The sequence below is a fragment of the uncultured Vibrio sp. genome, assembly GCF_947488985.1.
In the GTDB taxonomy this organism is placed as follows: domain Bacteria; phylum Pseudomonadota; class Gammaproteobacteria; order Enterobacterales; family Vibrionaceae; genus Vibrio.
This window is the reverse complement of sequence record NZ_CANLBV010000058.1, coordinates 1-24,131: the sequence shown is the minus strand read 5'-3', so window position 1 is coordinate 24,131 and position 24,131 is coordinate 1. Positions and strand designations below refer to the sequence as shown.

At 44.6% G+C, this 24,131-nt stretch carries 24 protein-coding genes and 1 riboswitch; of the genes, 17 read left to right on the top strand and 7 right to left on the bottom strand.

Annotated features, from left to right (window positions below; all coding sequences use genetic code 11):
* Positions 1 to 135 precede the first annotated feature (135 nt).
* Positions 136 to 402, bottom strand: coding sequence for a DUF1145 domain-containing protein (locus tag Q1A70_RS13085; protein WP_299692020.1), 267 nt, complete (start codon positions 400 to 402; stop codon positions 136 to 138).
* Positions 403 to 412: 10 nt separating this feature from the next.
* Positions 413 to 1,015, bottom strand: coding sequence for a 16S rRNA (guanine(966)-N(2))-methyltransferase RsmD (gene rsmD / locus Q1A70_RS13080; protein ID WP_299692017.1), 603 nt, complete (start codon positions 1,013 to 1,015; stop codon positions 413 to 415).
* 230 nt (positions 1,016 to 1,245) lie between these two features.
* On the opposite strand from rsmD, the gene ftsY reads away from it, so the two are divergent.
* The 6 genes from ftsY (at position 1,246) to glpG (ending at position 6,846) form a co-directional block, all read left to right on the top strand.
* On the top strand, positions 1,246 to 2,472 hold the full coding sequence (gene ftsY / locus Q1A70_RS13075; protein WP_299692014.1) for a signal recognition particle-docking protein FtsY: 1,227 nt from the start codon (positions 1,246 to 1,248) through the stop codon (positions 2,470 to 2,472).
* Between the two features lie 77 nt (positions 2,473 to 2,549).
* On the top strand, positions 2,550 to 3,227 hold the full coding sequence (gene ftsE / locus Q1A70_RS13070; RefSeq protein ID WP_299692011.1) for a cell division ATP-binding protein FtsE: 678 nt from the start codon (positions 2,550 to 2,552) through the stop codon (positions 3,225 to 3,227).
* Positions 3,214 to 4,182, top strand: a complete 969-nt coding sequence (ftsX, locus tag Q1A70_RS13065) for a permease-like cell division protein FtsX (protein ID WP_299692006.1) — start codon at positions 3,214 to 3,216, stop codon at positions 4,180 to 4,182. The genes ftsE and ftsX overlap by 14 nt, the downstream gene beginning before the upstream one ends.
* 167 nt (positions 4,183 to 4,349) lie before the next feature.
* The gene (rpoH, locus tag Q1A70_RS13060; protein ID WP_017055518.1) at positions 4,350 to 5,207 is read left to right on the top strand and encodes an RNA polymerase sigma factor RpoH; all 858 of its coding nucleotides are present in this window, start codon (positions 4,350 to 4,352) and stop codon (positions 5,205 to 5,207) included.
* A gap of 426 nt (positions 5,208 to 5,633) precedes the next feature.
* Positions 5,634 to 5,954, top strand: coding sequence for a thiosulfate sulfurtransferase GlpE (glpE, locus tag Q1A70_RS13055; protein WP_004736711.1), 321 nt, complete (start codon positions 5,634 to 5,636; stop codon positions 5,952 to 5,954).
* 49 nt (positions 5,955 to 6,003) lie between these two features.
* Positions 6,004 to 6,846, top strand: coding sequence for a rhomboid family intramembrane serine protease GlpG (gene glpG, locus Q1A70_RS13050; protein WP_299691989.1), 843 nt, complete (start codon positions 6,004 to 6,006; stop codon positions 6,844 to 6,846).
* A 94-nt stretch (positions 6,847 to 6,940) separates the two neighbouring features.
* On the opposite strand, the gene Q1A70_RS13045 is transcribed toward glpG, so the two are convergent.
* Positions 6,941 to 7,348 carry a flagellar basal body-associated protein FliL gene (locus tag Q1A70_RS13045; RefSeq protein WP_299691986.1) on the bottom strand — a complete coding sequence of 136 codons (408 nt, stop codon included), beginning with the start codon at positions 7,346 to 7,348 and terminating at the stop codon, positions 6,941 to 6,943.
* Between the two features lie 156 nt (positions 7,349 to 7,504).
* Between Q1A70_RS13045 and Q1A70_RS13040 the strand changes: the two genes are divergently transcribed.
* Together Q1A70_RS13040 and ubiA are read left to right on the top strand one after the other, a co-directional pair.
* Positions 7,505 to 8,044, top strand: a complete 540-nt coding sequence (locus Q1A70_RS13040) for a chorismate lyase (protein ID WP_299691983.1) — start codon at positions 7,505 to 7,507, stop codon at positions 8,042 to 8,044.
* Positions 8,045 to 8,899 (top strand): 4-hydroxybenzoate octaprenyltransferase, encoded by an 855-nt coding sequence (ubiA, locus tag Q1A70_RS13035; RefSeq protein ID WP_299691980.1) that lies wholly within the window; start codon positions 8,045 to 8,047, stop codon positions 8,897 to 8,899. It abuts the gene before it with no gap.
* A 98-nt stretch (positions 8,900 to 8,997) separates the two neighbouring features.
* Here the strand turns inward: ubiA and plsB are convergent, their stop codons facing one another.
* Positions 8,998 to 11,421 (bottom strand): glycerol-3-phosphate 1-O-acyltransferase PlsB, encoded by a 2,424-nt coding sequence (gene plsB, locus Q1A70_RS13030; RefSeq protein WP_299691977.1) that lies wholly within the window; start codon positions 11,419 to 11,421, stop codon positions 8,998 to 9,000.
* Between the two features lie 221 nt (positions 11,422 to 11,642).
* Between plsB and Q1A70_RS13025 the strand changes: the two genes are divergently transcribed.
* The 4 genes from Q1A70_RS13025 to dinF all read left to right on the top strand — a co-directional run bounded on the left by Q1A70_RS13025 (position 11,643) and on the right by dinF (position 15,168).
* A complete protein-coding gene (locus tag Q1A70_RS13025) occupies positions 11,643 to 12,005 on the top strand; it encodes a diacylglycerol kinase (protein WP_299691974.1) in 363 nt (120 codons plus the stop codon).
* A 94-nt stretch (positions 12,006 to 12,099) separates the two neighbouring features.
* Positions 12,100 to 12,720, top strand: coding sequence for a transcriptional repressor LexA (lexA, locus tag Q1A70_RS13020; RefSeq protein ID WP_019820514.1), 621 nt, complete (start codon positions 12,100 to 12,102; stop codon positions 12,718 to 12,720).
* Positions 12,721 to 12,817: 97 nt separating this feature from the next.
* Positions 12,818 to 13,696: a class I SAM-dependent methyltransferase gene (locus Q1A70_RS13015; RefSeq protein WP_299691970.1), complete on the top strand. Its 879-nt coding sequence runs from the start codon at positions 12,818 to 12,820 to the stop codon at positions 13,694 to 13,696.
* 116 nt (positions 13,697 to 13,812) lie between these two features.
* The gene (gene dinF, locus Q1A70_RS13010; RefSeq protein ID WP_299691966.1) at positions 13,813 to 15,168 is read left to right on the top strand and encodes an MATE family efflux transporter DinF; all 1,356 of its coding nucleotides are present in this window, start codon (positions 13,813 to 13,815) and stop codon (positions 15,166 to 15,168) included.
* A 183-nt stretch (positions 15,169 to 15,351) separates the two neighbouring features.
* Here the strand turns inward: dinF and sthA are convergent, their stop codons facing one another.
* Entirely contained in the window at positions 15,352 to 16,752 is a 1,401-nt protein-coding gene (gene sthA, locus Q1A70_RS13005; RefSeq protein WP_299691963.1) for a Si-specific NAD(P)(+) transhydrogenase, read from the bottom strand.
* Positions 16,753 to 17,079: 327 nt separating this feature from the next.
* Here sthA and fabR point away from each other — a divergent pair, with 327 nt between their 5' ends.
* Together fabR and Q1A70_RS12995 are read left to right on the top strand one after the other, a co-directional pair.
* Complete coding sequence (fabR, locus tag Q1A70_RS13000; RefSeq protein ID WP_010438693.1) at positions 17,080 to 17,721, top strand: HTH-type transcriptional repressor FabR; 642 nt, start codon at positions 17,080 to 17,082, stop codon at positions 17,719 to 17,721.
* Positions 17,721 to 18,092 carry a YijD family membrane protein gene (locus tag Q1A70_RS12995; protein WP_299691960.1) on the top strand — a complete coding sequence of 124 codons (372 nt, stop codon included), beginning with the start codon at positions 17,721 to 17,723 and terminating at the stop codon, positions 18,090 to 18,092. Before fabR ends, Q1A70_RS12995 begins: the two co-directional genes overlap by 1 nt.
* Positions 18,093 to 18,174: 82 nt before the next feature.
* On the opposite strand, the gene trmA is transcribed toward Q1A70_RS12995, so the two are convergent.
* The gene (trmA, locus tag Q1A70_RS12990) at positions 18,175 to 19,284 is read right to left on the bottom strand and encodes a tRNA (uridine(54)-C5)-methyltransferase TrmA (protein ID WP_299691957.1); all 1,110 of its coding nucleotides are present in this window, start codon (positions 19,282 to 19,284) and stop codon (positions 18,175 to 18,177) included.
* Positions 19,285 to 19,438: 154 nt separating this feature from the next.
* Positions 19,439 to 19,643: riboswitch (cobalamin riboswitch) on the top strand.
* A 39-nt stretch (positions 19,644 to 19,682) separates the two neighbouring features.
* On the opposite strand from trmA, the gene Q1A70_RS12985 reads away from it, so the two are divergent.
* From Q1A70_RS12985 to murI, 3 genes are read left to right on the top strand one after another with little or no spacing between them, the layout of a single operon-like run.
* A complete protein-coding gene (locus Q1A70_RS12985; protein ID WP_299691954.1) occupies positions 19,683 to 21,503 on the top strand; it encodes a TonB-dependent receptor in 1,821 nt (606 codons plus the stop codon).
* 43 nt (positions 21,504 to 21,546) lie between these two features.
* Positions 21,547 to 22,212 carry an ATPase gene (locus tag Q1A70_RS12980; RefSeq protein WP_299691951.1) on the top strand — a complete coding sequence of 222 codons (666 nt, stop codon included), beginning with the start codon at positions 21,547 to 21,549 and terminating at the stop codon, positions 22,210 to 22,212.
* Between the two features lie 59 nt (positions 22,213 to 22,271).
* Positions 22,272 to 23,078, top strand: a complete 807-nt coding sequence (gene murI / locus Q1A70_RS12975) for a glutamate racemase (protein ID WP_299692023.1) — start codon at positions 22,272 to 22,274, stop codon at positions 23,076 to 23,078.
* Here the strand turns inward: murI and Q1A70_RS12970 are convergent.
* On the bottom strand, positions 23,041 to 23,493 hold the full coding sequence (locus Q1A70_RS12970; protein ID WP_299691948.1) for an RNA-binding protein: 453 nt from the start codon (positions 23,491 to 23,493) through the stop codon (positions 23,041 to 23,043). The genes murI and Q1A70_RS12970 overlap by 38 nt on opposite strands.
* Between the last annotated feature and the right edge of the window lie 638 nt (positions 23,494 to 24,131).

Sequence of the window (24,131 nt, the reverse complement as noted above, 5' to 3'; positions counted from 1 at the left end):
CGGAACCGCCGTATGCGACCCACGCTTGTACGGTGGTGTGAGAGGACGGAGGCCGTGAGGCCTCCTCCTACTCGATTATCGTTTCTGCACTGAGGTTTCTATCGTTAAGCCATGTAAACTTGGGATTAAGCTCGATTACATCATGTGTTTGCGGCGGATATCGAGCAGGGCAAATATTCCGAAAATCAATATTGACCACTTCTCCCAACGTGACATTTCGATCTTATCGCCGAAAGCACCAATAAAAATCAGCATCTGTATACCGTGCATGAAGAGCAAGAATGCAGTCATGATATAAAGCGCAATCGCAGAATTCCCCGGGAATGGGTAGAAAATATTTACGATTAAGATAAACCAAACAAAGGCGATGGCGGCTTTTGCTAGTGGAAGCAAGAACTTCATTCAATAACTCCTATTTTTCAATGATTCGATTGAACAGCCGGTAACTTGACTGGCCAGTGGTCTTATCGCGATGCAGTTCCCAGTTCGCAGGCATCGCTTCGAGTTGCAGCTCTTTCTCTGTCTCGACGTAAATGATGGCGTCATCGGTCAGCCAACCGTTACTCTCAAGTAGTTGGACCGTTTCTGCGAGTAAGCCTTTGCGAAATGGTGGATCAAGGAAAACCATGTCGTAAGGAGTGCCGGGTTTTTTAAGGAAAGAGAGAGCGTCAGTATTCACCACATTGATGTTGTCTGCTTTGAGCTCGTTAGCATTATCAGCAAGCTGCTTGGCGGCTTTGGGGTTCATTTCGAGCAGCGTCACCATTTTTGCTTGGCGAGAAGCGGCTTCAAAACCGAGCCCCCCCGACCCGGCAAATACGTCTAAGCAGGTCGAATTGGGGATATCTTGTGCTACCCAGTTAAAGAGCGTCTCTTTAACTCGGTCAATGGTTGGGCGTAACCCTTCTAAATCATGAACAGGTAGCTTTCTGCCTCTCCATGAACCACTAATGATTCGAACAAAGCCTCCGGATGGCTTTTTTTGTGATGTGTTTTGCTGGCGACGTCTTACCATAGATTTTTTGACCGCTAATAAAGTGATACTATACCGAACCCAATTTAAGTGGGTTCGAGTATTAAATAAATTTGCAATGACAAAGTGTATCAAGCTAAAAGCAAACTTATCACTGCTTTGTCATTTTTCTTTACTATTCGTTTGTACAAGCTTGTATTGTATAACAATAGCAAAGAGTCGACGTGTATTAAGTCAATACAGCTAATTAGTAGATCTAGGGAATTCCTCTGATGACGGAAAAAAAGAAGCGCGGATTATTATCGTGGCTTGGTTTTGGTGAAGAAGAACAAAGCCCAAAAACTCAGAATGAAGCGAACGTAGAAAACGTTGAAGAGCAAACTGAAGTTGAATCACAAGTTGAGGCTGAACAGGTTGTACCTGAAGCTGAAATCGCTAAGCCAACTGAATCTAAGTCAGTTGAATCTGAGCAAGTGCTTGAAGAGACTCAACAAGAGCAGCTGCCTGTCGCAGGAATCTTTGAGGAACAAGAGGTTGCTCCTCAAGCTAAAGTTGAAGAAGTTCAAGAGAAGCCGACAGAAAGTTTTTTTGCACGCCTTAAGCGCAGCCTAAGCCGCACTAAAGCCAACATCGGTGCGGGTTTCTTTGGCTTGTTCAAAGGTAAGCAAATCGATGAAGATCTGTTTGAAGAGCTAGAAGAGCAGCTTCTGATTGCAGATGTGGGTATGAATACCACGGTTAAGATCATTGAAAACCTGACAGAAAAAGCCTCTCGCCATGACCTAAAAGATGGTGAAGCGCTTTATGGTCTGCTTAAAGAAGAGATGGCAGACATCTTAAGCCAAGTGGAACAGCCATTAGTGGTTGATACCACGAAAACACCTTACGTTATCTTGATGGTAGGGGTGAATGGCGTAGGTAAGACAACCACTATCGGTAAGTTGGCGAAGCAATTCCAAAACGAAGGTAAGAAAGTGATGCTCGCGGCGGGCGATACCTTCCGTGCGGCAGCGGTTGAACAACTTCAGGTTTGGGGGCAGCGTAACGAAGTGCCAGTTATTGCTCAGCACACTGGTGCCGACAGTGCGTCGGTTATTTACGATGCGATTGAAGCTGCTAAAGCGCGTGGCGTTGATGTTGTGATTGCTGATACGGCCGGTCGTTTACAGAACAAGAGCAACCTGATGGAAGAGTTACGCAAGATCGTTCGTGTCATGAAGAAGATTGATGACTCTGCGCCGCACGAAATTATGCTAACGCTTGACGCGGGTACCGGGCAGAATGCGATCAGCCAAGCTAAGCTTTTCAGTGAAGTGGCACCGGTAACGGGGATTACCCTAACTAAGCTCGATGGTACGGCGAAAGGTGGTGTAATTTTCTCTATTGCTGACCAATTCCAGATCCCAATTCGCTACATTGGTGTCGGTGAAGGTATCGACGACTTGCGTCCATTTGAGTCAAAAGACTTCATTGAAGCGCTATTTAGCCGTGAAGAATAACGCGAGTAACTATGTGGTTAACTCTTAATCAGTTAACGTTTTAAATTTGATACAAGTGATCGTAAGAGGAATTTTCGGTGATCAAATTTCAGCAAGTGAGTAAAGCCTATCGAGGTGGACGACAAGCCCTCCAGAAAGTGGACTTTCATCTCAAACGCGGGGAAATGGCATTTTTAGGTGGGCACTCAGGTGCTGGTAAAAGTACTTTGCTGAAATTGATCTGTTCGATAGAGCGTCCAACCGATGGGCGTATTTGGTTTAACGATCACGATATCACTCGCATTCCAGCCAAAGACATTCCCTTTTTACGTCGTAACATCGGGATTGTCTTTCAAGACCATCGGCTATTGATGGACCGTTCTATTTTCGATAACGTCGCTTTGCCGATGCGTATTGAATCGATTTCTGAAAATGAAATAAAACGCCGAGTCAGTGCCGCATTGGATAAAACGGGATTATTAGACAAGGCCCGTTGTTTGCCAAGCCAACTTTCTGGTGGTGAGCAGCAACGTGTCGGTATTGCTCGCGCGGTGGTTAACCGCCCAACTCTGCTGCTCGCGGATGAGCCCACCGGTAACCTCGACCCTGAATTATCTAACCGTGTATTGCGATTGTTTGAAGAATTCAACCGTGCAGGTGTCACGATCATCCTAGCAACGCACGATATCGGGTTAGTGAACACTCGCCCTCAATACCGTCATCTTGAATTAAACCAAGGCTTTTTGAGTGAGGTTGAAGATTATGGCCGCGAATAAGCGCATCAAAAAAACGCCGTCTAAGCGATCTGCAAGCCGAGTGCCAAGCGATGGCTTGTTTGTTGTGCATTGGAAGCAAGCCAAGTCCTCCTTCTCAGAATTGTGGCAGCGCCCGTTGGGTAATGTGCTGACTCTTGCGGTTATTTCAATGGCCTTAGCGATGCCTGCGTGTTTATACCTATTGGGCAAAAACGTAGGTGAATTGGCTCAAGGTGTCACAAGCCCGTCACAAATTAGTGCTTATTTAGAGGATGGTGTTCCAGAGCCAAGAGTGATGGTGCTAAAAGATGAGATCGAAGGCTGGGAGCAAGTCGAGCAGGTGGAATACATTTCACCGCAGCAGGGGCTGGCAGATCTCAGCCAGTATTCCGGCTTTGAAGATGCCCTGACGATTCTGGATGATTATTCACTGCCGGGGGTGTTAGTGATTACGCCAAGCGTACATCGCGATACCTTAATTAAAGAGTTGGCTAGCATAGTTCAAAAACAAGCATTAGTGACTGATGTTCGCTTAGATGAAGATTGGTTAGCTCGATTAGATGCTATTAAAGCCCTAGCTGCCGCCATCGTGATGACCTTAACCGTATTGATGCTGGGGGCCGTGTTTTTGATTATCGGCAATACATTACGGTTTAATGTGTTGGCGCATAAAGAAGAGATTCAAACCATGAAGCTGATCGGTGCTACTGACAGTTTCATTCAGCGCCCATACCTCTATGCAGGAATGTGGTTTGGTCTACTGGGCTCGATCAGTGCCTGGGTCATGACGGCATTGATCACCGTGTTGCTGAACAGTGCTGTGGATGACTTAGCCCAGCTTTATGACAGTCATTTCCGACTGATTGGTTTGAGTTGGGATGAGTCCTTATTGCTGTTGATCGTGGGAACCTTGCTTGGCAGTGTTGCGGCAAAATTGTCTGCGCAGCGTCACTTAAAAGAAATTGAACCTGTTTAGGTGTATCGAGTCATACTTAGACAAAAAATAGGCACCTTTTAGCCTTGTATAGATGAATTGATTATGCATAATTACTTCCCCCCTTCTTGAAACCTGTTCATTTTAGGTTCAAAATTGTCGGGGTTTAATAGATGTATTACTCCAGATCAGAGATTGATGAGGAACGAATGGCAAACCAAGCGTATCAAATGGCTTTAGTCACACAAGATAGTTTAGATAGCTATATCCGCTCAGCGAACAGCTACCCAATGCTGACTCCTGAGGAGGAGCGTGGACTTGCAGAGCGATTGCATTACAAAGGTGAGATCGACGCTGCGAAAGGCTTGATCCTTTCCCACCTACGATTCGTGGTACACGTGGCAAGAGGTTACTCTGGCTACGGGCTGCCAATGGCCGATCTCGTCCAAGAAGGCAACATTGGCCTAATGAAGGCTGTAAAGCGCTTCAATCCTGAGGTTGGTGTTCGCTTAGTCTCTTTTGCTGTTCATTGGATCAAAGCTGAAATCCATGAGTACGTATTGCGTAACTGGCGTATCGTTAAGATCGCAACGACAAAAGCACAGCGTAAACTGTTCTTTAACCTTCGTAAGTCTAAAAAGCGTTTAGGTTGGTTTAATAACGGTGAAGTTGAGACGGTTGCTCGTGAGCTGGGTGTTGAGCCTTCAGAAGTTCGTGAGATGGAGTCTCGCTTAGCGGCACAAGACGCGACGTTTGAAGCCCCTATGGATGATGATGACGGCGGCTCAGCTTATACAGCGCCTGTTTACTACCTAGAAGACAAAGCATCAGACGTTGCTGAAACGGTTGAAGCGGCTAACTGGGAGTCACACACCAATAATCGCCTTGGACTAGCTTTAGCAAGCTTAGATGAGCGTAGCCAGCACATAGTTCGCTCACGTTGGTTAGACGACAACAAAGCAACGCTGCAAGACTTAGCGGATACCTACAGTATTTCTGCAGAGCGCGTTCGTCAGCTTGAAAAAAATGCGATGAAGAAATTGAAACAAGCCGTTGGTGACTTCTAACAGCAATCTATATTGAATCGCGATTTATCACAATTAGCTGAATTTTGAAAAGGCCGAGATCGAGAGATCTCGGCCTTTTTGTTTGGATCGATTTCTTAATAATTGCGATCGAAATATATTATGTTATTTTGTGGATAACTCTGTGAGAAGTTTATTTGTCAGCTGTCTAAAAGCAGAGTGTAGTAAGGCTTTTCAAGCTTTTTCTGTGTGGGGATATGTTTCCATTAACCCACAGCTAGATCAGGATCATTACTACATATTGTGGATCCATTTTTAGAAAAACACTTTATTCACGTAATTCACAGGTTTATCCACAAACGGTGTAAAAGTGATCGCTGGTGGATAACCTTATTAAGTGGATGTGATTGTTCGCCTTGGGATAGGTTATAATGGCAGCAAAGTAAATCAGTATAAAAAGATAAAGTCATGGACCAGTTTAAACATATCGATGTTAAAGGCGCTCAAGCTCTTATTGAACAAGGCGAGGCTCGCCTCGTCGATATACGTGACCCGCAGTCTTTTGCGGTGGCTCACTCTAAAACAGCCTACCACCTGACCAACGATACTATGGTGTCGTTCATGGATGAAGTGGAGTTCGAACAACCTATCTTGGTGATGTGCTACCACGGTATTAGTAGCCAAGGTGCTGCACAATATTTAGTGAACCAAGGCTTTGAAGAGGTATATAGTGTTGATGGTGGTTTCGAAGCTTGGCATCGTGCTGAGCTTCCGGTGATCGCTGGTTAATTACCTGAACCGCTTCAAGTATCTCTCATAGTATGAATAGGAAGTAACAATGATTAGATTGATGGTGTTAGGCAATCCACGTCTTGCTCAAGCATTTATTGATTATATGGCCTCTCGTCAGATCCCTATTCAGATGTCTCCAGAGGGTGAAGGACGTTTTGCTCTTTGGCTTATTGATGGCCAATTTCAGGTTGAAGCCGAAGCTGAGCTTCATCGATTTTTGTCGGAACCCAATCATAAGCGCTATCAAGCGGCGTCATGGGATATGGCCGAAACCAGAAAGAGCCAGTTTCATTATCACACGCCAAGCTTCATCGGCATGATAAAAGCCAAAGCTGGCCCTGTGACGCTGAGCTTAATGTTGGTGTGCGTGGTGATTTTTGCGCTGCAACAGATAGGTTTTGGTCAGGCTATTTTCAATGCCTTGCATTTCCCCGCAGTGGATGGACAGCAGTGGCAGTTATGGCGCTGGTTGAGCCATGCTGTTCTGCATTTCTCTGTTATGCACATCGCATTTAATATTTTGTGGTGGTGGCAACTCGGTGGAGATATAGAGAAAAAGCTCGGTAGCATTAAGCTGCTTCAGATCTTTGCTGTCTCTTCTGCGCTTTCAGGCGCGGGTCAGTACTGGGTCGAAGGGGCGAACTTCGGTGGTTTGTCTGGCGTAGTGTATGCCTTAGTCGGGTACCTATGGGTTGTTGGGACGAAAGCACCTCAGCTTGGTTTAGGCATTCCAAGACAAATCGTCGGTTTTATGTTGGTGTGGTTAGTACTTGGTTATATGCAGCCATTTATGGCGATCGCCAATAGCGCGCACTTAGCTGGCTTAATCGCGGGCGTGGGTATCGGCTTTATTGATGTAATGAAAGTACCGAGTTCTGTAAGACGCTAGTTTGTGTCTTGCTTAAAACTATACCGCTAGACACAAAGCGCAGATAAAAAACGGCCATTAGGCCGTTTTTTATTGGTAGGTATCAAATGGATGGTTACTGGTATAGATACTTGGTAAACAGTAGGTCGGCAATGATGGTTTTTCCTGTCTCAGGCAGCAAAACCTTGTTGAGCTGCTCAACGAGGGTCTTTCTCAGATCTTCACGGCCAGACAGAGATTTGATGGTTTCTTCGTTCTGCTTGCCTAACAACTCAATCACCGCATCGCGGATCAGGGGTTGGTGGTGTTCAATCGCTGCTAAGTCATTACTATTGGTGGCCATGATATCGAGACGAACCTGAATGTAGCCTAACTTTTTACCTTTGGTGTAAAAGTTGGTGGTCAGGTCTGGCTCTAGCGTGAAGTAGGCCAGTTTAGGTGCCGACTCTTCTGTGGCAAAACTTGATGCTGAACAGAACAGGCTGATCACCAGAAATATTTGTGCTAGATAACGTTTGTGCATATATGTAACTTTTCTTTAGTTTATTCGCGATATTCGAAACGCATTAGTCTTGTTACAATAGGTGGTCTAAATGCGCTTACAATCCGAAGAATGCTTTAATTTTGTTCGAAAGTTGAAGGTTTATTGTACGTGTAAAGTTACCTATTGAATACTAGTATGAATCAGCCAATATCGCTGTATCTTAATTCATTAATGAATGTAGATTGGCAAAGTACAGAAACATTTGATTTTCCTGATGAAAACACTAAAGCGTGGCTTATGGAGCAGGGATCTCTTTCTCGAAAATTGAGTCAGTGGTGCCAACACCTGTCCGTTGAGTTACTTCACAATCAAGTTGTAGAGCGCTCAGCCCTAAATCAGGACGAGGAGCACCTTTTATCATCGTCTGATTGCTTACTGCGTAAAGTAATTTTAATGGGTGATGGAGAGCCGTGGGTGCTAGGCCGAACCTTAATACCCCGAGTGACATTAGAGGATCAGCATTCCGACCTTTCTCAACAAGGCAATGTCCCGCTGGGATTAACCGTTTTCAGCGCGGATAACGTTAACCGAGATGCGCTGCAAGTCGGTTGGGTTATCGCAGGCAATGAGCGATTGTTCGCACGTCGTTCTCGATTGTGGATGAACCATAAACCGATGCTTGTGGCTGAATTGTTTTTACCGACATCCCCCATTTACCCGAAGGAGAGTGTGTAAATGCTTGCCACCAAAGCGAAAGCGTATTGGCAATTAACGCGAATGAATCGCCCGATTGGTACCTTGTTACTCCTTTGGCCGACCTTGTGGTCGCTGATCATTGCAGCGCAAGGCGTGCCTGATTTTGAAGTCTTGATTGTTTTCGTATTAGGTGTGGTGTTGATGCGATCAGCTGGTTGTGTGATCAATGACTTTGCCGACCGTAAAGTCGATGGTCATGTGAAACGTACCAAGCAGCGCCCCCTTCCTTCAGGTTTAGTGTCCAGTATGGAAGCGATCATCCTCTTTTTAGTGCTCGCGGTGTTGTCATTCCTGCTGGTGCTTACCATGAACCCACTGACCATTAAGCTTTCTTTTATTGGAGTAGGCTTAGCCTTCATTTACCCTTTCATGAAGCGTTTTACCCATCTTCCTCAGTTGTTTCTTGGTTTAGCCTTTAGTTGGGCAATACCTATGGCTTGGGCGGCGCAAACCAATGAATTACCCAGTGTTGTTTGGTTTATATTCGTGATTAATGCTTTATGGACAATTGCTTACGATACCCAATATGCGATGGTGGACCGAGATGATGACCTGAAAATTGGCATCAAATCGACGGCGATTCTATTCGGTCGTTTCGATAAAATGATTGTTGGCTCGTTGCAGTTAGTGACGCTAGCGATGTTGATCGCTTTAGGCATGCATTACCAACTAGGGGATACCTTCTATTGGGCCTTGCTGGTGGTGGGAAGTTTGTTTGTGTATCAACAACACCTGATGCGTCATCGTGACCGAGACTTATGCTTCCAGGCCTTCCTGAATAATAACTATGTTGGAATGGCGGTAACCGTTGGCTTGTTTATTGCTTTCTGGTAAGCAGCAGTTAAAGTGATCGAATTCAAAAATAAAAAGGCACCCATTGGTGCCTTTTTTGATCGTTTCAGTCTAGCAATTAAAGCGAGCTAGCCAAGAGGTTACTCTACTTGGTGGATACTCTCTTGAATCGTCAAGCGTACTTCTGGGTACAGCATTGAGTAGAGAAGTTTGGCGAATTGCTGAGTCTTTTCTAAATCACAGTTGCCGTCGTTATCTAGATATTGTTGTTGCTTGAGGGTCGCGAACATTGATGCAAATACCCCCTTGTCGAAGAACTCTGGCGCATTAATACCATGCAATCGACCAAGGCGCTGGGCGATGTCTTGGCTCTTCTGCTCAAGGTCCGATTTATCTAAGCCTGGGTTTTCGGCCAATAGGTTCAGAGCAATAGAGTAGCGCTGAAGCGTTTCTGAAATCGTACGACCTAATAGCATCAGTGGTTGGCTATTTGACTGGTTGATGGTGACTTGATGGTCAGATACTACGATCATACCTTGGCCAACCAACTCTTCAATGATGTCAGTCACCACGCTTTCGAGTTGCTCTCCGTCATAGCTTAAGAACAACTCTTTCTTCAAGAACGGGTAGATAGCAGCAACATTCTGTTGAATGGTATCAATGGATAAACTGCGCTGACGAACAATCATTTGAGCGATCAATGACGGTAGGGCAAACAAGTGAATAATGTTGTTACGATAGTAAGTCATCAGAATCGACTGGTGGCGGTCTAGCGAAATGATGTCGCCCATGGAATCTGACTCAATTAAGAACTTATTCAGTGACTCTGCATGTTTAACGAGCTCTTCAGAACTGTCTTTTGGCACAGTGAATCTTGCTGAGTATGGAACGTTCTTTAATAAAGACAGGTAGCAGTCGATCTGAGAAACCAAAGAGTCACGAGACAATGCGCGTTGTCTTGAAGCTAATAGCGCCGTTGCACACAGTGTTAGCGCGTTGGTCGCTGCGGCATCGTTAATGTGCGTCATCATTTTGATGGCCAAGTCATTAACCACTGGGTTCATCCATTGTGGTTTGCTGGTCCCCATTGGGTCGATGTCTTTCGTCCATTCTGGTGAGTGCTCATTCAGGTATTGGTTCAGCTGAATTGGCTCACCGAAGTTTACGTAGCCTTTACCAAAGTTACGCAACTTACGGATGGTGCGGATCACCAAGCTCGCGTTTTCTTTCTCTTTACGTTTGCCGCGCAGTTCTTTGGCGTAGGTCGCCACTTCCATCACGTGCTCGTAGCCGATGTAGACCGGAACCAAAGTCACTGGGCGATTCATGCCGCGCAGCATTGCTTGGATTGTCATCGCTAGCATGCCTGTTTTTGCTTGCAGTAGACGGCCAGTGCGAGAGCGGCCCCCTTCGCTGAAGTATTCAACAGAATAACCTTTAGCGAAAAGCTCGGCTAAGTACTCACGGAAAATCGTTGAGTAGAGCTTGTTACCTTTGAAGCTACGACGAATAAAGAACGCACCACCATGACGAAAAATAGGACCGGCAGGGAAGAAGTTCAGGTTGATACCCGCAGCGATATGCGGAGGCACCATGCCTTCATGATAAAGCACATAAGAAAGCAGTAAATAGTCCATATGGCTGCGATGGCAAGGCACATACACGATCTCGTGACCATCTTGGGCTAGCTTACGAACCGTCGACGCATTATTGATATGCAGGCCTTGGTACAGTTTATTCCACAGCCAACCAAGAATCTTTTCACCATGTTTGATCAGCGAGTAAGAGAAGTTCGCGGCAATCTCATCCATGATGTCTTGGGCTTCTTTGCTCGCTTTCTCGATCGAGATGTCTTTTGCTTTCGCTTCCTCTTCGATCGCTTGCTTGATCGCTTCTGATTTTAGTAGGCGATCAAACAGAGCTTGGCGACTTGGCAGGTTAGGGCCTGAAGCTGCAAGCTTTTGACGAGAGAAGTGAATACGTGCCACTCGTGCCAGTTTGTGGGCGATGGTGCTGTCGGTACCGTGTGAATTGGCCATGTAACGCAGTGAAACTACTGGGCTAAAGCGAACCAAGCAGTCACGTCCAGCGAGCAATACTGCTTTTGACTTCTCCAAGCGGTTCATGGCTTGGAGGTAAGGTTTATGGTTACTTTCTTTGCCTGGTTTACGCCCCCACAAAACGGTTGCTGGGATCACTTGAATATCAAGTTCAGAGTCTTCAGCGTGCAGTGACAGCAGCTCAGAAAAAACCTCAATAGACGAGCTAGGAACAGAATCATCGTCTTGCAACAGTGCTTTGCGAGAGGAGATAAAAACATAGCGTTGCAGTGATTTACCACTTATTTCAAGCTTGGTTAAAGGGTCAGGTAAGCCTAATTCCAGCGCATGTTTTTGTAGCGTGAGTAGATCGACGCTCGAGCGAAACGGTAAGGCGTATACAATCGGTTTGCCTAAATCAATGTTCAAATCCTCAACTGGGTTCGAAGGGATTGATGTGCCTTTAACTAATACGGATAAAGGTAGCTTCATTAATGAACGTGAAAAAGATTGTCCAGAAGACATATAGGTTCACTGCCTCAATAGTTATGTCAATGTGCTTAAGCGTATCTCTATTTCTATGATGGAAGGGGTAAATCACTACGAGTGAAATAGGGATAAGCCTAGGCGTAAATTTAATCGATGCAAGAATACCAGAAACTGGTCTAACCTTTTAATGGAAATAGGTACATTGACGTTAAGTTTGTGGAAAATCATTGATCGACTGATTGAGTATAGGGTTAAAAATGGCTAAAAAATCAAACACCGGATTCAAACGTATCGTGAAAGCGGCAGGCTTTTCATGGCAAGGCATCACGAGTTCGTTTAAAAATGAGGCCGCATTTCGACAAGAAGTGTTTATGGCAGCGGTGCTTATTCCGTTGGCGTTTTACCTAGACGTGAGCCAAGTAGAGCGAATCTTGATGATCTCGTCGGTTGTGTTGGTGGTGGTTGTTGAATTGATTAATACCGCGATAGAGGCGGTGGTTGATCGAATCGGCAGCGAGTATCATGAGTTATCTGGGGTGGCGAAAGATGTCGGTTCAGCGGCTGTTTTCATCTGTTTGGCGCTCGCCGGTTATGTGTGGTTAGAGATCTTACTTTGGTAATTGGCCAAAAATGAACTAAAAACAACCAATTGCTTTGCTTTTGTGCAGTTACTGGATATACTCACAGTCAACTGTATAAAAAGACAGGTGAATCATGAAGCCGTTAACGCCCCGCCAGCAACAAGTCTTTGACCTTATCAAAGGTAAGATCGAAGATTCCGGTATGCCACCGACACGTGCAGAAATAGCGCGTGAACTAGGCTTCCGTTCTGCTAATGCTGCAGAAGAACATTTGAAAGCTCTTGCTCGTAAAGAAGCGATTGAGATTATCCCGGGTGCGTCTCGCGGTATTCGTATTTTGCTTGAAGATGCAGCAAACGAAGAGCAAGGTTTGCCATTAATCGGTCAGGTTGCCGCTGGTGAGCCTATTCTGGCTCAAGAGCATGTAGAAATGCATTACCAAGTTGATCCTGGCATGTTTAAACCACAGGCTGACTTCCTACTTCGCGTAAATGGCGAAAGTATGAAAGACATCGGTATTATGGATGGTGATTTACTGGCTGTTCATAAGACTCAAGATGTTCGCGATGGTCAGGTTGTCGTGGCGCGTGTCGATGATGATGTAACGGTAAAACGCCTAGAACGCAAAGGTTCAACGGTGCTGTTACATGCTGAAAATGAAGAGTTTTCTCCAATCCATGTCGATCTTGAATCTCAGCACTTGTCTATTGAAGGCCTTGCTGTTGGTATCATTCGTAACACCGACTGGATGTAGTCATTACAAACAGCTTATTGATATTTATTCTCAATAACTTGTTATTGTAATTGATATTCATTATCATCTTCTTTGTCGAGATACAAGGAAGATGATGATGCTAAACCCAACCCAACCTCAAATAAAGCCGCTTACTCGTAAGCCGCGCGCCTCTGAACAGAGTGCTTCTTCTGAGCAAGGGTCTGCCCATCAAGAATTTCAAGTTCCTACGAATCTCGTTCAACATCTTTGGTTTCGCAGCCGCGAAAGCCTTGCCGATGATGGTTTGGTTTATGACCCTATTGCAGCACAAGCCTGTAAGCGTTGCCAACTCGCACCTGAATGTCTTACCGGTGAACTCGACCAACAACAACTCCTTTACGCGTCATTGACTCAACTTTGTGATTCTCAAGTTCAACAGTTTTTATCCCATAACCCAGATGCTTGGATTATTAACGTTGGAGCAGGGCTCGATACCCGTTTCTATCGATTAGACAATGGCCGCTGTCACTGGGTAGAGTTGGATGTGACCGAGAACCTACTTTGGCGTCAACGCTTGTTCCACAAGAATGAACGCTATCGCTTAGAGTGTGGTTCAGTAGATGACCTAACATGGTTGGATGAACTCAATATTCCAGAGCAAGCTTCGGTAATGGTGGTGTGCGAACATGCACTGCTTGATTGCAATGAGCAGCAGACCGCACACTTTATTCAGTCTTTGACTCGTTACTTTACTCATGCGCATGCGTGTGTAGTCCTGGCGGGAGACAAAAGCTCAAGCACCCTAGGCAGAAAGCTGGGTTCTGGTGACTATGCTCATGGCTTGTCCTCCCCAGTCGACAGCATTCTAAATTGGTTACCATGGGCGCAATGGGTAAAAGCATTTTCTCCACTAGATCAGCAATGTAATCGTTGGAAATTATGGCAGCGATTATTGTGCAAGATCTCTCAGGCCAAAAAGCGTTTAACGCCACAATTGGTGTTGGTTAAATGGTAGTACTAGCGATTTAGCTTACACATCATCGAAGCCCACCTGCCATAAGCAAAAACCTCGCAACATAGTGAAAGCCTACTCACTAGGTTAAACTATCGCCTCTAATCGAAGAGGTGGTCGTGAAGCTATTTAATCCCCAAACTATTTTTCAAACGTTATCCAATCAGGCAATGCACAAGCAAGTGCTGTTGCTCGCGATCCCGATGGTTCTTTCTAATATTACGGTTCCACTGTTGGGCTTAGTCGATGCCGCTGTTATCGGTCACCTGGAGCATTCTTGGTATCTCGGTGGTGTGGCGTTAGGTGGCACAATGATCAGCGTGACCTTTTGGCTGCTCGGTTTTTTGCGTATGTCGACAACCGGGCTCGCAGCGCAATCTTATGGCGCAGATGATGGCAAGCAGCTCGGCTTGGTGTTCGTGCAGGGTGTGACCATGGCTTTAGGGTTTGCTGGTGTCTTCTTATTTTTGCATAGCTTGGTTGCGGATCTGGTTTTTTCACTGAGTAGCGCCAGTGATCAAGTGAAACACTATGGTCAGCAGTATTTCTCTATTCGAGCATGGAGCGCCCCGGCTGCCCTGACTAATTTCGTTATTTTAGGCTGGTTGCTAGGAACTCAGAATGCCAAAGCACCGATGTGGATGGTGATTATCACCAATATCACTAACATCGTTTTGGATATCGTATTTGTTATTGGTCTTGGGTGGCGGGTTGAAGGTGCCGCGTTGGCATCGGTAATGGCTGATTATGCAGGCTTAACGTTTGGCTTAATCTGTGTTTATCGAATCTGGATTAAGAAGCAACTGCCCTCGCCATGGGCTCTACTTAAGGAAACCAGTCAAGGCTTGAGCCGTTTCGTAAAACTGAATCGCGATATCTTTCTCCGTTCACTATGTCTACAAGCGACTTTTACTTTTATGACTTTCCAAGGTGCAAGCTTTGGTGATGATGTCGTGGCGGCAAATGCGGTGTTAATGAGCTTCTTGATGATTATCTCTTATGGGATGGATGGCTTCGCCTACGCGATGGAAGCCATGGTGGGTAAAGCGATTGGTGCGAAAGATAAAGACGAATTAAACCAATCATTGATTGGCACCTTTTTCTGGAGCTTCAATATTTGCTTGGTGCTCACTATTGTGTTCGCGATTGCAGGGTCTAGCTTGATTAATATGATCACCACAATCCCTGACGTTAAGAGCCAAGCGGAAGTGTATCTGCCTTGGTTAATCGCAATGCCGCTGGTTTCTATGTGGTGCTTCCTACTCGACGGCATTTTTGTTGGGGCAACCAAGGGTAAAGATATGCGCAATAGCATGTTCGTGGCGACCTGCAGCTTCTTTGCGATTTTCTACTTGGCTTCAGGTTTAGAAAACCATGCGTTGTGGTTAGCAATGTTGAGCTTTATGGCGATGCGTGGGATTGGTCTTGGTGTGTTGTTTGTTTCTCAGTGGAAGAAGGGTGAGTTTCTCGCTTAGCTCTGAGGGCTCTGTTTGTGGAGAGTAAATGAGGCTGTACAGGTAAAGGGGTATTTAGAACATCATGATCTAATTACTATCATTATCATATTATTCAGTATCTTAAATAAAAACAGCAAGCTCATGGCTTGCTGTTTATGTATTTGGCCTATGGGAGGTCAAATACTCCTATTGATTCTTTATTTAGAACAAACGGTTAAGGCCGTTAAGAGCCGCAACCCGATAAGCCTCAGCCATTGTAGGGTAGTTAAAAGTGGTATTAACGAAGTACTCGATAGTATTCGCTTCCCCTTTTTGTTCCATGATTGCTTGGCCGATGTGAATAATTTCTGCTGCACGCTCACCAAACACGTGGATACCTAAAATCTCTTTGGTTTCGTGATGGAACAGAATCTTCAAGCTACCAATATCTTTACCTGCAATTTGAGCACGAGCTAGGTGCTTGAATGAAGAACGTCCCACTTCATACGGTACTTTAGCCGCGGTAAGCTCTTGCTCGGTTTTACCAACAGAACTGATCTCTGGGATGGTGTAGATACCTGTTGGAATGTCTTCGATAAGGTGGCGTTCAGCTTCACCTTTCACTATTGCTTGAGCCACAAATCGACCTTGGTCATAAGCAGCGCTTGCTAGGCTAGGGTAGCCAATTACATCCCCGACCGCGTATACATGGTCCATGTTGGTTTGGTAATTGGTATTCACTGATACCTGACCACGAGAGTCAGCTTCTAGACCAACCGCGCCTAAGTTCAGTCTGTCAGTGTTACCGGTTCTACCGTTGGCATACAGCAAGCAGTCAGCACGCATCTTTTTGCCTGACTCTAGGTGAATGATCACGCCATCATCAGTCCCTTCAATTTTCTCAAAGGTTTCATCGTTACGAATCACGACGCCGCTGTTCCAGAAATGGTAAGAAAGCGCATCCGAAGTCTCGTTGTCTAAGAAAGACAGTAAGCGGTCACGTGTATTGATAAGGTCGGTTTTTACGCCCAGACCACGGAAGATCGACGCGTATTCACAGCCAATAACGCCAGCACCATAGATGATGATGTGTTGCGGGTCATGTTTAAGAGAAAGAATCGAGTCGCTGTCGTAGATACGTTCATGCAGGAAGTCCACGTTGTCTGGTTGATATGGGCGAGAGCCTGTCGCGATAACAAACTTGTCAGCACTGTAGTGTTCTTCAGTGCCATCGCTTTGCATTACCGAGACCGTGTTGGTATCAATAAAACGTGCAGTACCAAATACTAGTGTGCACTGGTTACGGTCATAAAAGCCTTGGCGTAGTCGAGTCTGTTTATCGATGACTGATTTCGCATGCCCCAGAATGTTAGAGAACGTTGAGTGAATGCTTTTATTGTTCTGACAAAACAGAGGGTTGTTATTGAATTCAATAATACGACTTACGGCATGACGCAGTGCTTTGGAAGGAATGGTTCCCCAGTGGGTACAACCACCACCAACGCTGCTCTCTTTTTCAATGATTGCAACGTTCAACCCGGCTTTGGTTAATCCCATCGCTGCCCCTTCGCCTCCGGGGCCACTACCAATTACGATTACATCAAAGTGGTTGGAGTGTGGCATAGATATCTTCCTTGTTATATTTGATTAACATTGCTTTAGCGAGATTTTAACTGATTCTGTTCTTGGGTACATGAAAAGGGCATCAGAGAGTCGGTGGGATCACGCAGTGTTATCGAAAAAATAATATTTGGTATGTCGTATGTCTCCAAATGACAGTGTGGAGATTGAAATTTTTTCTTCGAACGTATTTACTTCGGTACGTGAACAAAGAGGTATGTTTAGTGTCTTATATAACCAGAGTGCCTTATATAAATAAGTGATTCGCGTTATATTGAAGAGAGTATTAGACATGCCTGTTTAGGCTGTAAAAGAAGAAATTGATAAAGTATGAAACCAATGGGCATTCGCGCACAGCAAAAAGAAAAAACTCGTCGCAGCTTAATCGATGCAGCATTTAGCCAACTCAGTGCCGATCGTAGTTTTTCCAACCTAAGCTTGAGAGAAGTCGCTCGTGAGGCTGGAATAGCGCCGACTTCCTTTTATCGTCACTTCAAAGATATGGATGAGCTTGGCTTAACCATGGTTGATGAAGGTGGTTTACTACTGCGCCAGCTCATGCGACAAGCTAGGCAACGCATAGTAAAAGAAGGCAGTGTGATTCGCACATCGGTTGAAACCTTTATGGAATTCATTGAAAGCAGTCCAAACGTATTCAGACTGTTATTGCGAGAGCGCTCAGGAACATCGTTTGAGTTTCGTGCTGCGGTAGCTCGTGAGATACAGCACTTCTCTGCTGAGTTAACCGAATATTTGATAACGACTGGCATGACACGAGACGAAGCTTTTACTCAAGCTGAAGCCTCCGTTATCTTGGTTTTCAACTCAGGGGCAGAAGCATTAGATTTAGATCGACGTCAGCGAGATGAACTGGCTGAACGCTTGATCATGCAATTGCGAATGATGGCCAAAGGGGCTTTTTGGTATCGTAAAGAACGTGAACGTAACCGATTAAAAGGCGGGATTGAATAATGTCGAATGAAAATAATACTATAAACCGTGGTTCAGAAAGAAAGACACTACTACTTGCTGTTGTGGCAGGTGTGTGTGGTGATGCGTTGTTATCTTGGGTAACAATGAGCGAAGTGGGCTTCTCTATCTTCCCACTGATTGCTTTAGTCTTGGCGGTACAAGCGCTATACCAAGAATACCTCACTAACCCCGTATCGGAAGATATTCCGTTGGTGGGCTTGGCGTGTTTCTTTGTGGGGGCATTCGGCCATTCGGCTTTTGTGAAAGCACAGCACCCTGATGCGGGCTCAAATTTCTTCGCGATCATTGTCGCAATGCTGCTACTTGCTTGGGTTGGTAAGAAGTTAGGCTTCATTGGTAAAAAGGCTTAAGCCAATCGAATCAAACAAAAAAACGAGCCAAAGAGCTCGTTTTTTTGTATTTGTTGTTTGTCTTAGATCTAGAAGGCGAGACTTATGCTTTACGCTCTAAGAACACACCTGCTTCCATGTGGTGCGTGTAAGGGAACTGGTCAAACAGAGCAAAACGAGTGATGTCGTGTGTCTCGCTTAAAATATCTAGGTTGTCTTTCAATGTTTCAGGGTTGCAAGAGATGTACATGATGCGCTCATAGCCTTGCACCATTTTACATGTATCCACATCCATGCCTGAGCGTGGTGGATCAACAAAGATGGTGTTGCAGTTGTAGCTCTTCAGATCGATGTTCGCTTGTTGCAGGCGGCGGAATTCACGCTTGCCTTCCATTGCTACGGTAAAATCTTCCGCAGACATACGAATAATCTGAACATTTTCAATCTTGTTCGCCGCAATGTTGTATTGCGCAGATTCCACCGATGGCTTGGCTAGTTCTGTTGCCAGTACACGCTCGAAGTTCTGTGCCAATGCTAATGAGAAGTTACCGTTACCACAGTAAAGCTCAAGCAAGTCGCCTTTGCTGTCTTGAGTGCAGTCTACAGCCCATTCCAACATTTTCTCTGCTACTTTACCGTTTGGTTGAGTAAAGCTGTTTTCTACTTGTTGGTAGATGTAGCTGTCACCATTCACATCTAGCTTTTCAATGACGTAGTCGCGATCTAGTACGATTTTCATCTTACGTGCACGGCCAATCAGGTTTAGATTGAAACCTTCATCGTTCAATTGCTGTTTAAGTGCTTTAGCATCTTGAATCCATTGCTCACCCAGCTGACGGTGGTAAAGCAGTGACACTAAAATCTCACCGCTTAGCGTAGAAAGGAAATCTACTTGGAATAGCTTGTGGCGTAGAGAGTGGTTGTCCTTCATTGCATCGACTAATAAAGGCATCAAGTCATTGATAAGACGACTAGCAGCAGGGAACTGGTCTACACGATATTTTTCTTTAGTTTCTTGATTGAACATGACGTAATACATATCGTCACCTTCATGCCACACGCGAAACTCAGCACGCATACGGTAGTGTTGTTCTGGAGATTCATACACTTCCAGCTCAGGCACATTATATTCTGAGAACATTTCAGTCAGACGCTCAGTCTTTTCTGCCAGTTGTTCTTGGTAGCGTTGCGGGTTTACATCTAAATTCGCCATTGTTATGCCTTTTGCTGTCGTGCTTTTAAATCAAGAGCGCAGATTTTATTCAATCACAGGCGCTTGTCCAGTGTTGAGAGCCAATCAGTGTAAATAGGCCATGAAAACTATAGCTTATAACTATCTTAGACTAGACAAATGATTTATAGGTTAATATTATCCTCGGCAAGCTGGTGCCATTTAGATGTATAGATGGCTGAAGAGGGAATCTGGTGTGAATCCAGAACTGACGCGCAGCGGTAAAAGAGAACGAGTATTCACAAGACACTGCAAATAGCTTTTTGCGGGAAGTCGAATATTAGGTAACCGTAAGGTTGTGCTCTTGAGTCCGAATACCTGCCAGCGGCCAAACCATAAGTGGTGGTTTGGTAGGACTTTACGCGATTTAGGATCACAACATGAACAAATCCCTTTTAGCGATTGCTGTAGCATCGCTGCTTTCCCCTGTCTCCCATTTACATGCCCAACAAGCATCAGCCGATGAAACCATGGTGGTTACAGCTAACCGCTTTGAGCAACCTTTAAATGATGTAATTGCATCAACTACTGTGATTTCAAAACAAGAAATAGAAGAAACCCAAGCTAAATCTCTAGTGGATGTTTTGAAACGAGTGCCAGGCGTTGAAGTCTCGCAAAGTGGTGGACGTGGGCACAGCGCTTCTGTTTTCATGCGTGGCTATAACAGTGATCAAGTGCTGTTTCTCGTCGATGGTGTCCGTATTGATTCTGCTGCTGGCGGTATTAACTTCAACCACATTCCCGTCGGTATTATTGAGAGAGTCGAAGTGATTCGTGGCTCTGGTGGTGCTCTATATGGTTCCGATGCGGTCGCAGGTGTGATTAATGTGATTACGGAGTCTGCGGATTCGACAGAATCGACAATGATTGCGGTTGGAGCTGGCAGTGATGCTCAAAAGGAAGCGAACTTCTCAACGACTCGTAAATTGTCTAATGGCGGAACATTAAAACTCGCTGGTGGCTTTGATGAGACTGAGGGGTACGATATTAAAGACCCGGCAACGGGTGTTAATTATGGCTATGAAAGCCAAAATCTTTTTGCGTCATACTCACAGCCGATCAATGAGGCTTTCAGTGGCACCGTCTCTGTTCGTTGGTTTGATAGTCTAACGGAGTATGATTCGGGGGGTAAGAACTATGGCTATTCAGAGAATTTGAGCGTTACCGCAGCTGTTGATTATAAAGGTGATAACTTAAGCTCTACCTTTCGGGCCAATCAGCAGGCGATCGAGAACCTAGACTACTCACAAGCTCAAGGTAAAGATAATCCGGGTACAAAGAAGAAAATAGATCTGACGAACCTGCAGTTCTTAAATCAGTATTCCGTTAGCGAGAATATATCTGTTGGCGCGGGTGCTGATTGGCGCAGAGAAAAATTGAATGATGATGCTTTGTCCTATGGTTTTCCTGATGCTTTAGCTGGCGAGTCGCGAGATACGACGGGTGTCTATGCTTCTTCTGAATTGCGATTTGGTGATATTCAGATTGTAGGTAGTGCACGTAATGATAAACATGATACATACGACAATCATACGACATGGTCTTTAGGTGCTCGCTACTATCTAACGGAGAAACACTCGTTAAGAGCTGCTGCAGGTACATCATTTAAAGCGCCGAGCTATTCTGATCTAACAACAAATCCAGACCTAGAACCTGAAGAAGCCGAAAACCGCGAAATTGGCTATACCGGTGAATTCGATATATTCAAACTGGATGTGACAGCTTACGATAATGAAGTCGATAACTTAATCATTTGGTATGAAGGTAGCCCATTTTGGTATCCTCAAAACGTCGATGCAAAGCTTAAAGGATTAGAAATTACAGGTAACTTCGCCACGTGGTTTATTCATCACACGGTTGTGGCTGAATTTAAAGATCATAAAGACTCTGCGGGTAACAAATTAGCGAAGCGTGCTGAGGAAAACTATAAGTGGCTTATAGATGCATCATATCAAGACTTTGATGTGAACCTGACTTATACATACACGGGTGAAAGAGCGGGGAACCCTAAAGAAACCACCGACCCTGATAATATTTTGCCATCAGTGAGCTTATGGGATGTGTCTGTAGGGTATTGGATTTCCCCTGAGCTGGTGGTTCGTGGTCGAGTTGATAACGTAACTAACGAGAAATACCAAACAACATTAGGGTATAACGCTCCTGAGCGCAGATACTTCGCTAATCTAGCCTACCAATTCTAATCAACGAAACCGCCTACGGGCGGTTTTTTTATCGGATATATCAATGAAAAAGAAAGTCATCATAAGTTGGTCGTCAGGTAAAGACTCCACATTAACCCTAGAGCGCTTACTTGAGAGTACTGAGTATGAAGTTGTTGCTCTCTATACTACGTATGTGGGAGGTGAGGTTCCCTTCCAAGTCACTCCCATCGAGGTGGTCGGAATGCAGGCAACACTGATTGGTTTGCCATTAATAGCGATTGAGCTGCCAGAAGTCTTCCCGAGTAATGAGATCTATCAAAGTACGATTGTTAAAGCACTTAAAGCATCTGGCTTATCGATCGATGCCGTGGCATTCGGCGATATGTTTTGCAACGGTATTGCAGATTACCGAAGAAGCTATATAGAACCTGCAGGTTGGGAATGTGTTTTTCCTCTTATGGGAGAAAGCAGTGATGCACTAGCTCAAGAGATAATAGATAGAGGAATCGAAACCTTTCTCGTCACTATCGATAGTGACGCATTAGATGCCAGTTATTGTGGGCAGCAATACACGCCAGAGCTGATAAACAGTTTACCAAGTCACGTAGACCAATGTGGCGAAGATGGTGAGTTCCATACTTTAGTAACGTCAGCGCCGTGTTTTAAAGGAAACCTTAAGGTAGAGCTAGAAAATGTAGAGCAGGGTGAGCGCTTTGTGCATCAACGCTACCGAGCTTGCATTATATAGACTGATGATTGGCGAAAACTAAGTGAAGAGGTATCATTGCAACGAACTTATTACAGGTAATCGTTGTGTCGGATACTCTACAAAAAAACATATTGGTCTTTGATTCTGGGGTGGGCGGTCTGTCCGTCTATAAAGAAATAAGCCAGTTACTACCAAATCACAACTATATCTATGTATTCGATAACGAGGCTTACCCATATGGTGAACTCGATCAGCAAGTCCTCATTCAACGAGTCCAAAGTATTGTGGCCAGTTTTGTGGCTAGTCACGATATTGATATTGTGGTGATAGCCTGTAATACCGCAAGCACAATTGTTTTACCCGTACTCCGTGCTAATAACGCTATTCCTATTGTGGGTGTTGTTCCTGCCATCAAGCCTGCATCGTTGCTTTCTAATAAAGCGGTGGGTCTCATTGCGACTCCCGCAACGATTACCCGAGAATACACACACGATCTCATCAAAAATTTCTCAATTAATAAAAGAGTAGAGCTGCTAGGCTCAACTCGGCTGGTGGATATGGCCGAAGATAAACTCAGAGGTGAAGATATTAGCCTTGAAGAGTTACAGCAAATCATTCAACCGATGATCAACACAATTGATGTCGCCGTATTAGGATGTACCCATTTCCCACTGATCAAATCAGAGATTCAACAAGTACTAGGTCAAAGTGTAGTACTGATAGACTCTGGTAAAGCGATAGCTAAGCGGGTTCAAGATTTATTGGGTTTGGAAAGCATTAGTAAAGAAGGGGGAGTGCGTGAGGTTTTTTGTAGTGCACTTCCTAAAAAAGAAAGTGCACTAAATAGTATGTTAAAGCAGTTAGGGTTTAGCTCAGTTCAGATTCGTCCGCTTCAGGATGTTTAGGATCGTTTGCAACGCGTACTTTTAAGGTGCGTTGCATGTAATCTTTATCGTTAAGCGCAGAGATTGCATGATTCACATCATTACTTGCCATAACAACAAATCCAAAGCCTCTTCTTTTACCTGTTCGTTTGTCTTTCATTAAACGTACAGCAAACACTTCACCATGCTCAGAGAATAACTCACGCACATGTGATTCATTTGCTTTGTATGGAAGGTTGCCCACGTAAAGCGTTTTGGTTGAAGCCTTAGGTTCTGTATCTGATTCAGAGTCGGTGCTTGAAAGGTTAACAACAAAAGCGGAAGCCAAGACACCGAGAATAAAGGTAATTGCAGGCGATATATCTACCTGAGAGAAAACAATGCCGCCCAATACAGCCAGTGCGACAATTAACAACATCGATTTTTTTGAGTTCATATCGGAATACTACATATTAATAAACGAAAGAGACGCATCTATCATTAACAAAATAGACACATGAATCTTACGTTCATGGCATCCATTTTTCCAATGTATTGCTGTGATACATCTCAAATGTTTAGTTTTTATTCAAAAAAAGCGGAACCGGTGGCTTTTTAAGCGAATGAGACTTTTATTTCAAAAAGCCCTTGTGCTCCAACTGAATCTCTCTATAATGCCGCCTCACCGACAAGGAGTGAGGCGAAAGTCACACGGCGAAATCGGCGGAGAAAAAGAGTTATAAAATAACGCTTGACTCTGAAAATGGTGCAGGTATAGTACGCACCCCTAGCAAGTGAGATGTAAATCACAAAACGCTAGTGCTCTTTAACAATTTAAACCTATCAATCTGTGTGGGCACTCGTTGATGAATATCAAAACGTTATTACTTAGGTAATAGCAGTTACTTCGGTAACAACATTGATTTCAATGAACTGAGTGACCAATACAAATAACCTCGGTTATTTGGCACAGTCAATTCATTATCATTCTGTTCCTATTTATTTAAGAAGAGAGGGGTAATAGCTTTAGAATTACATGTTCATGTTTACATGAATATTAGTTTTGAAGTCAGTATTCGTTGAGTCACACCTATT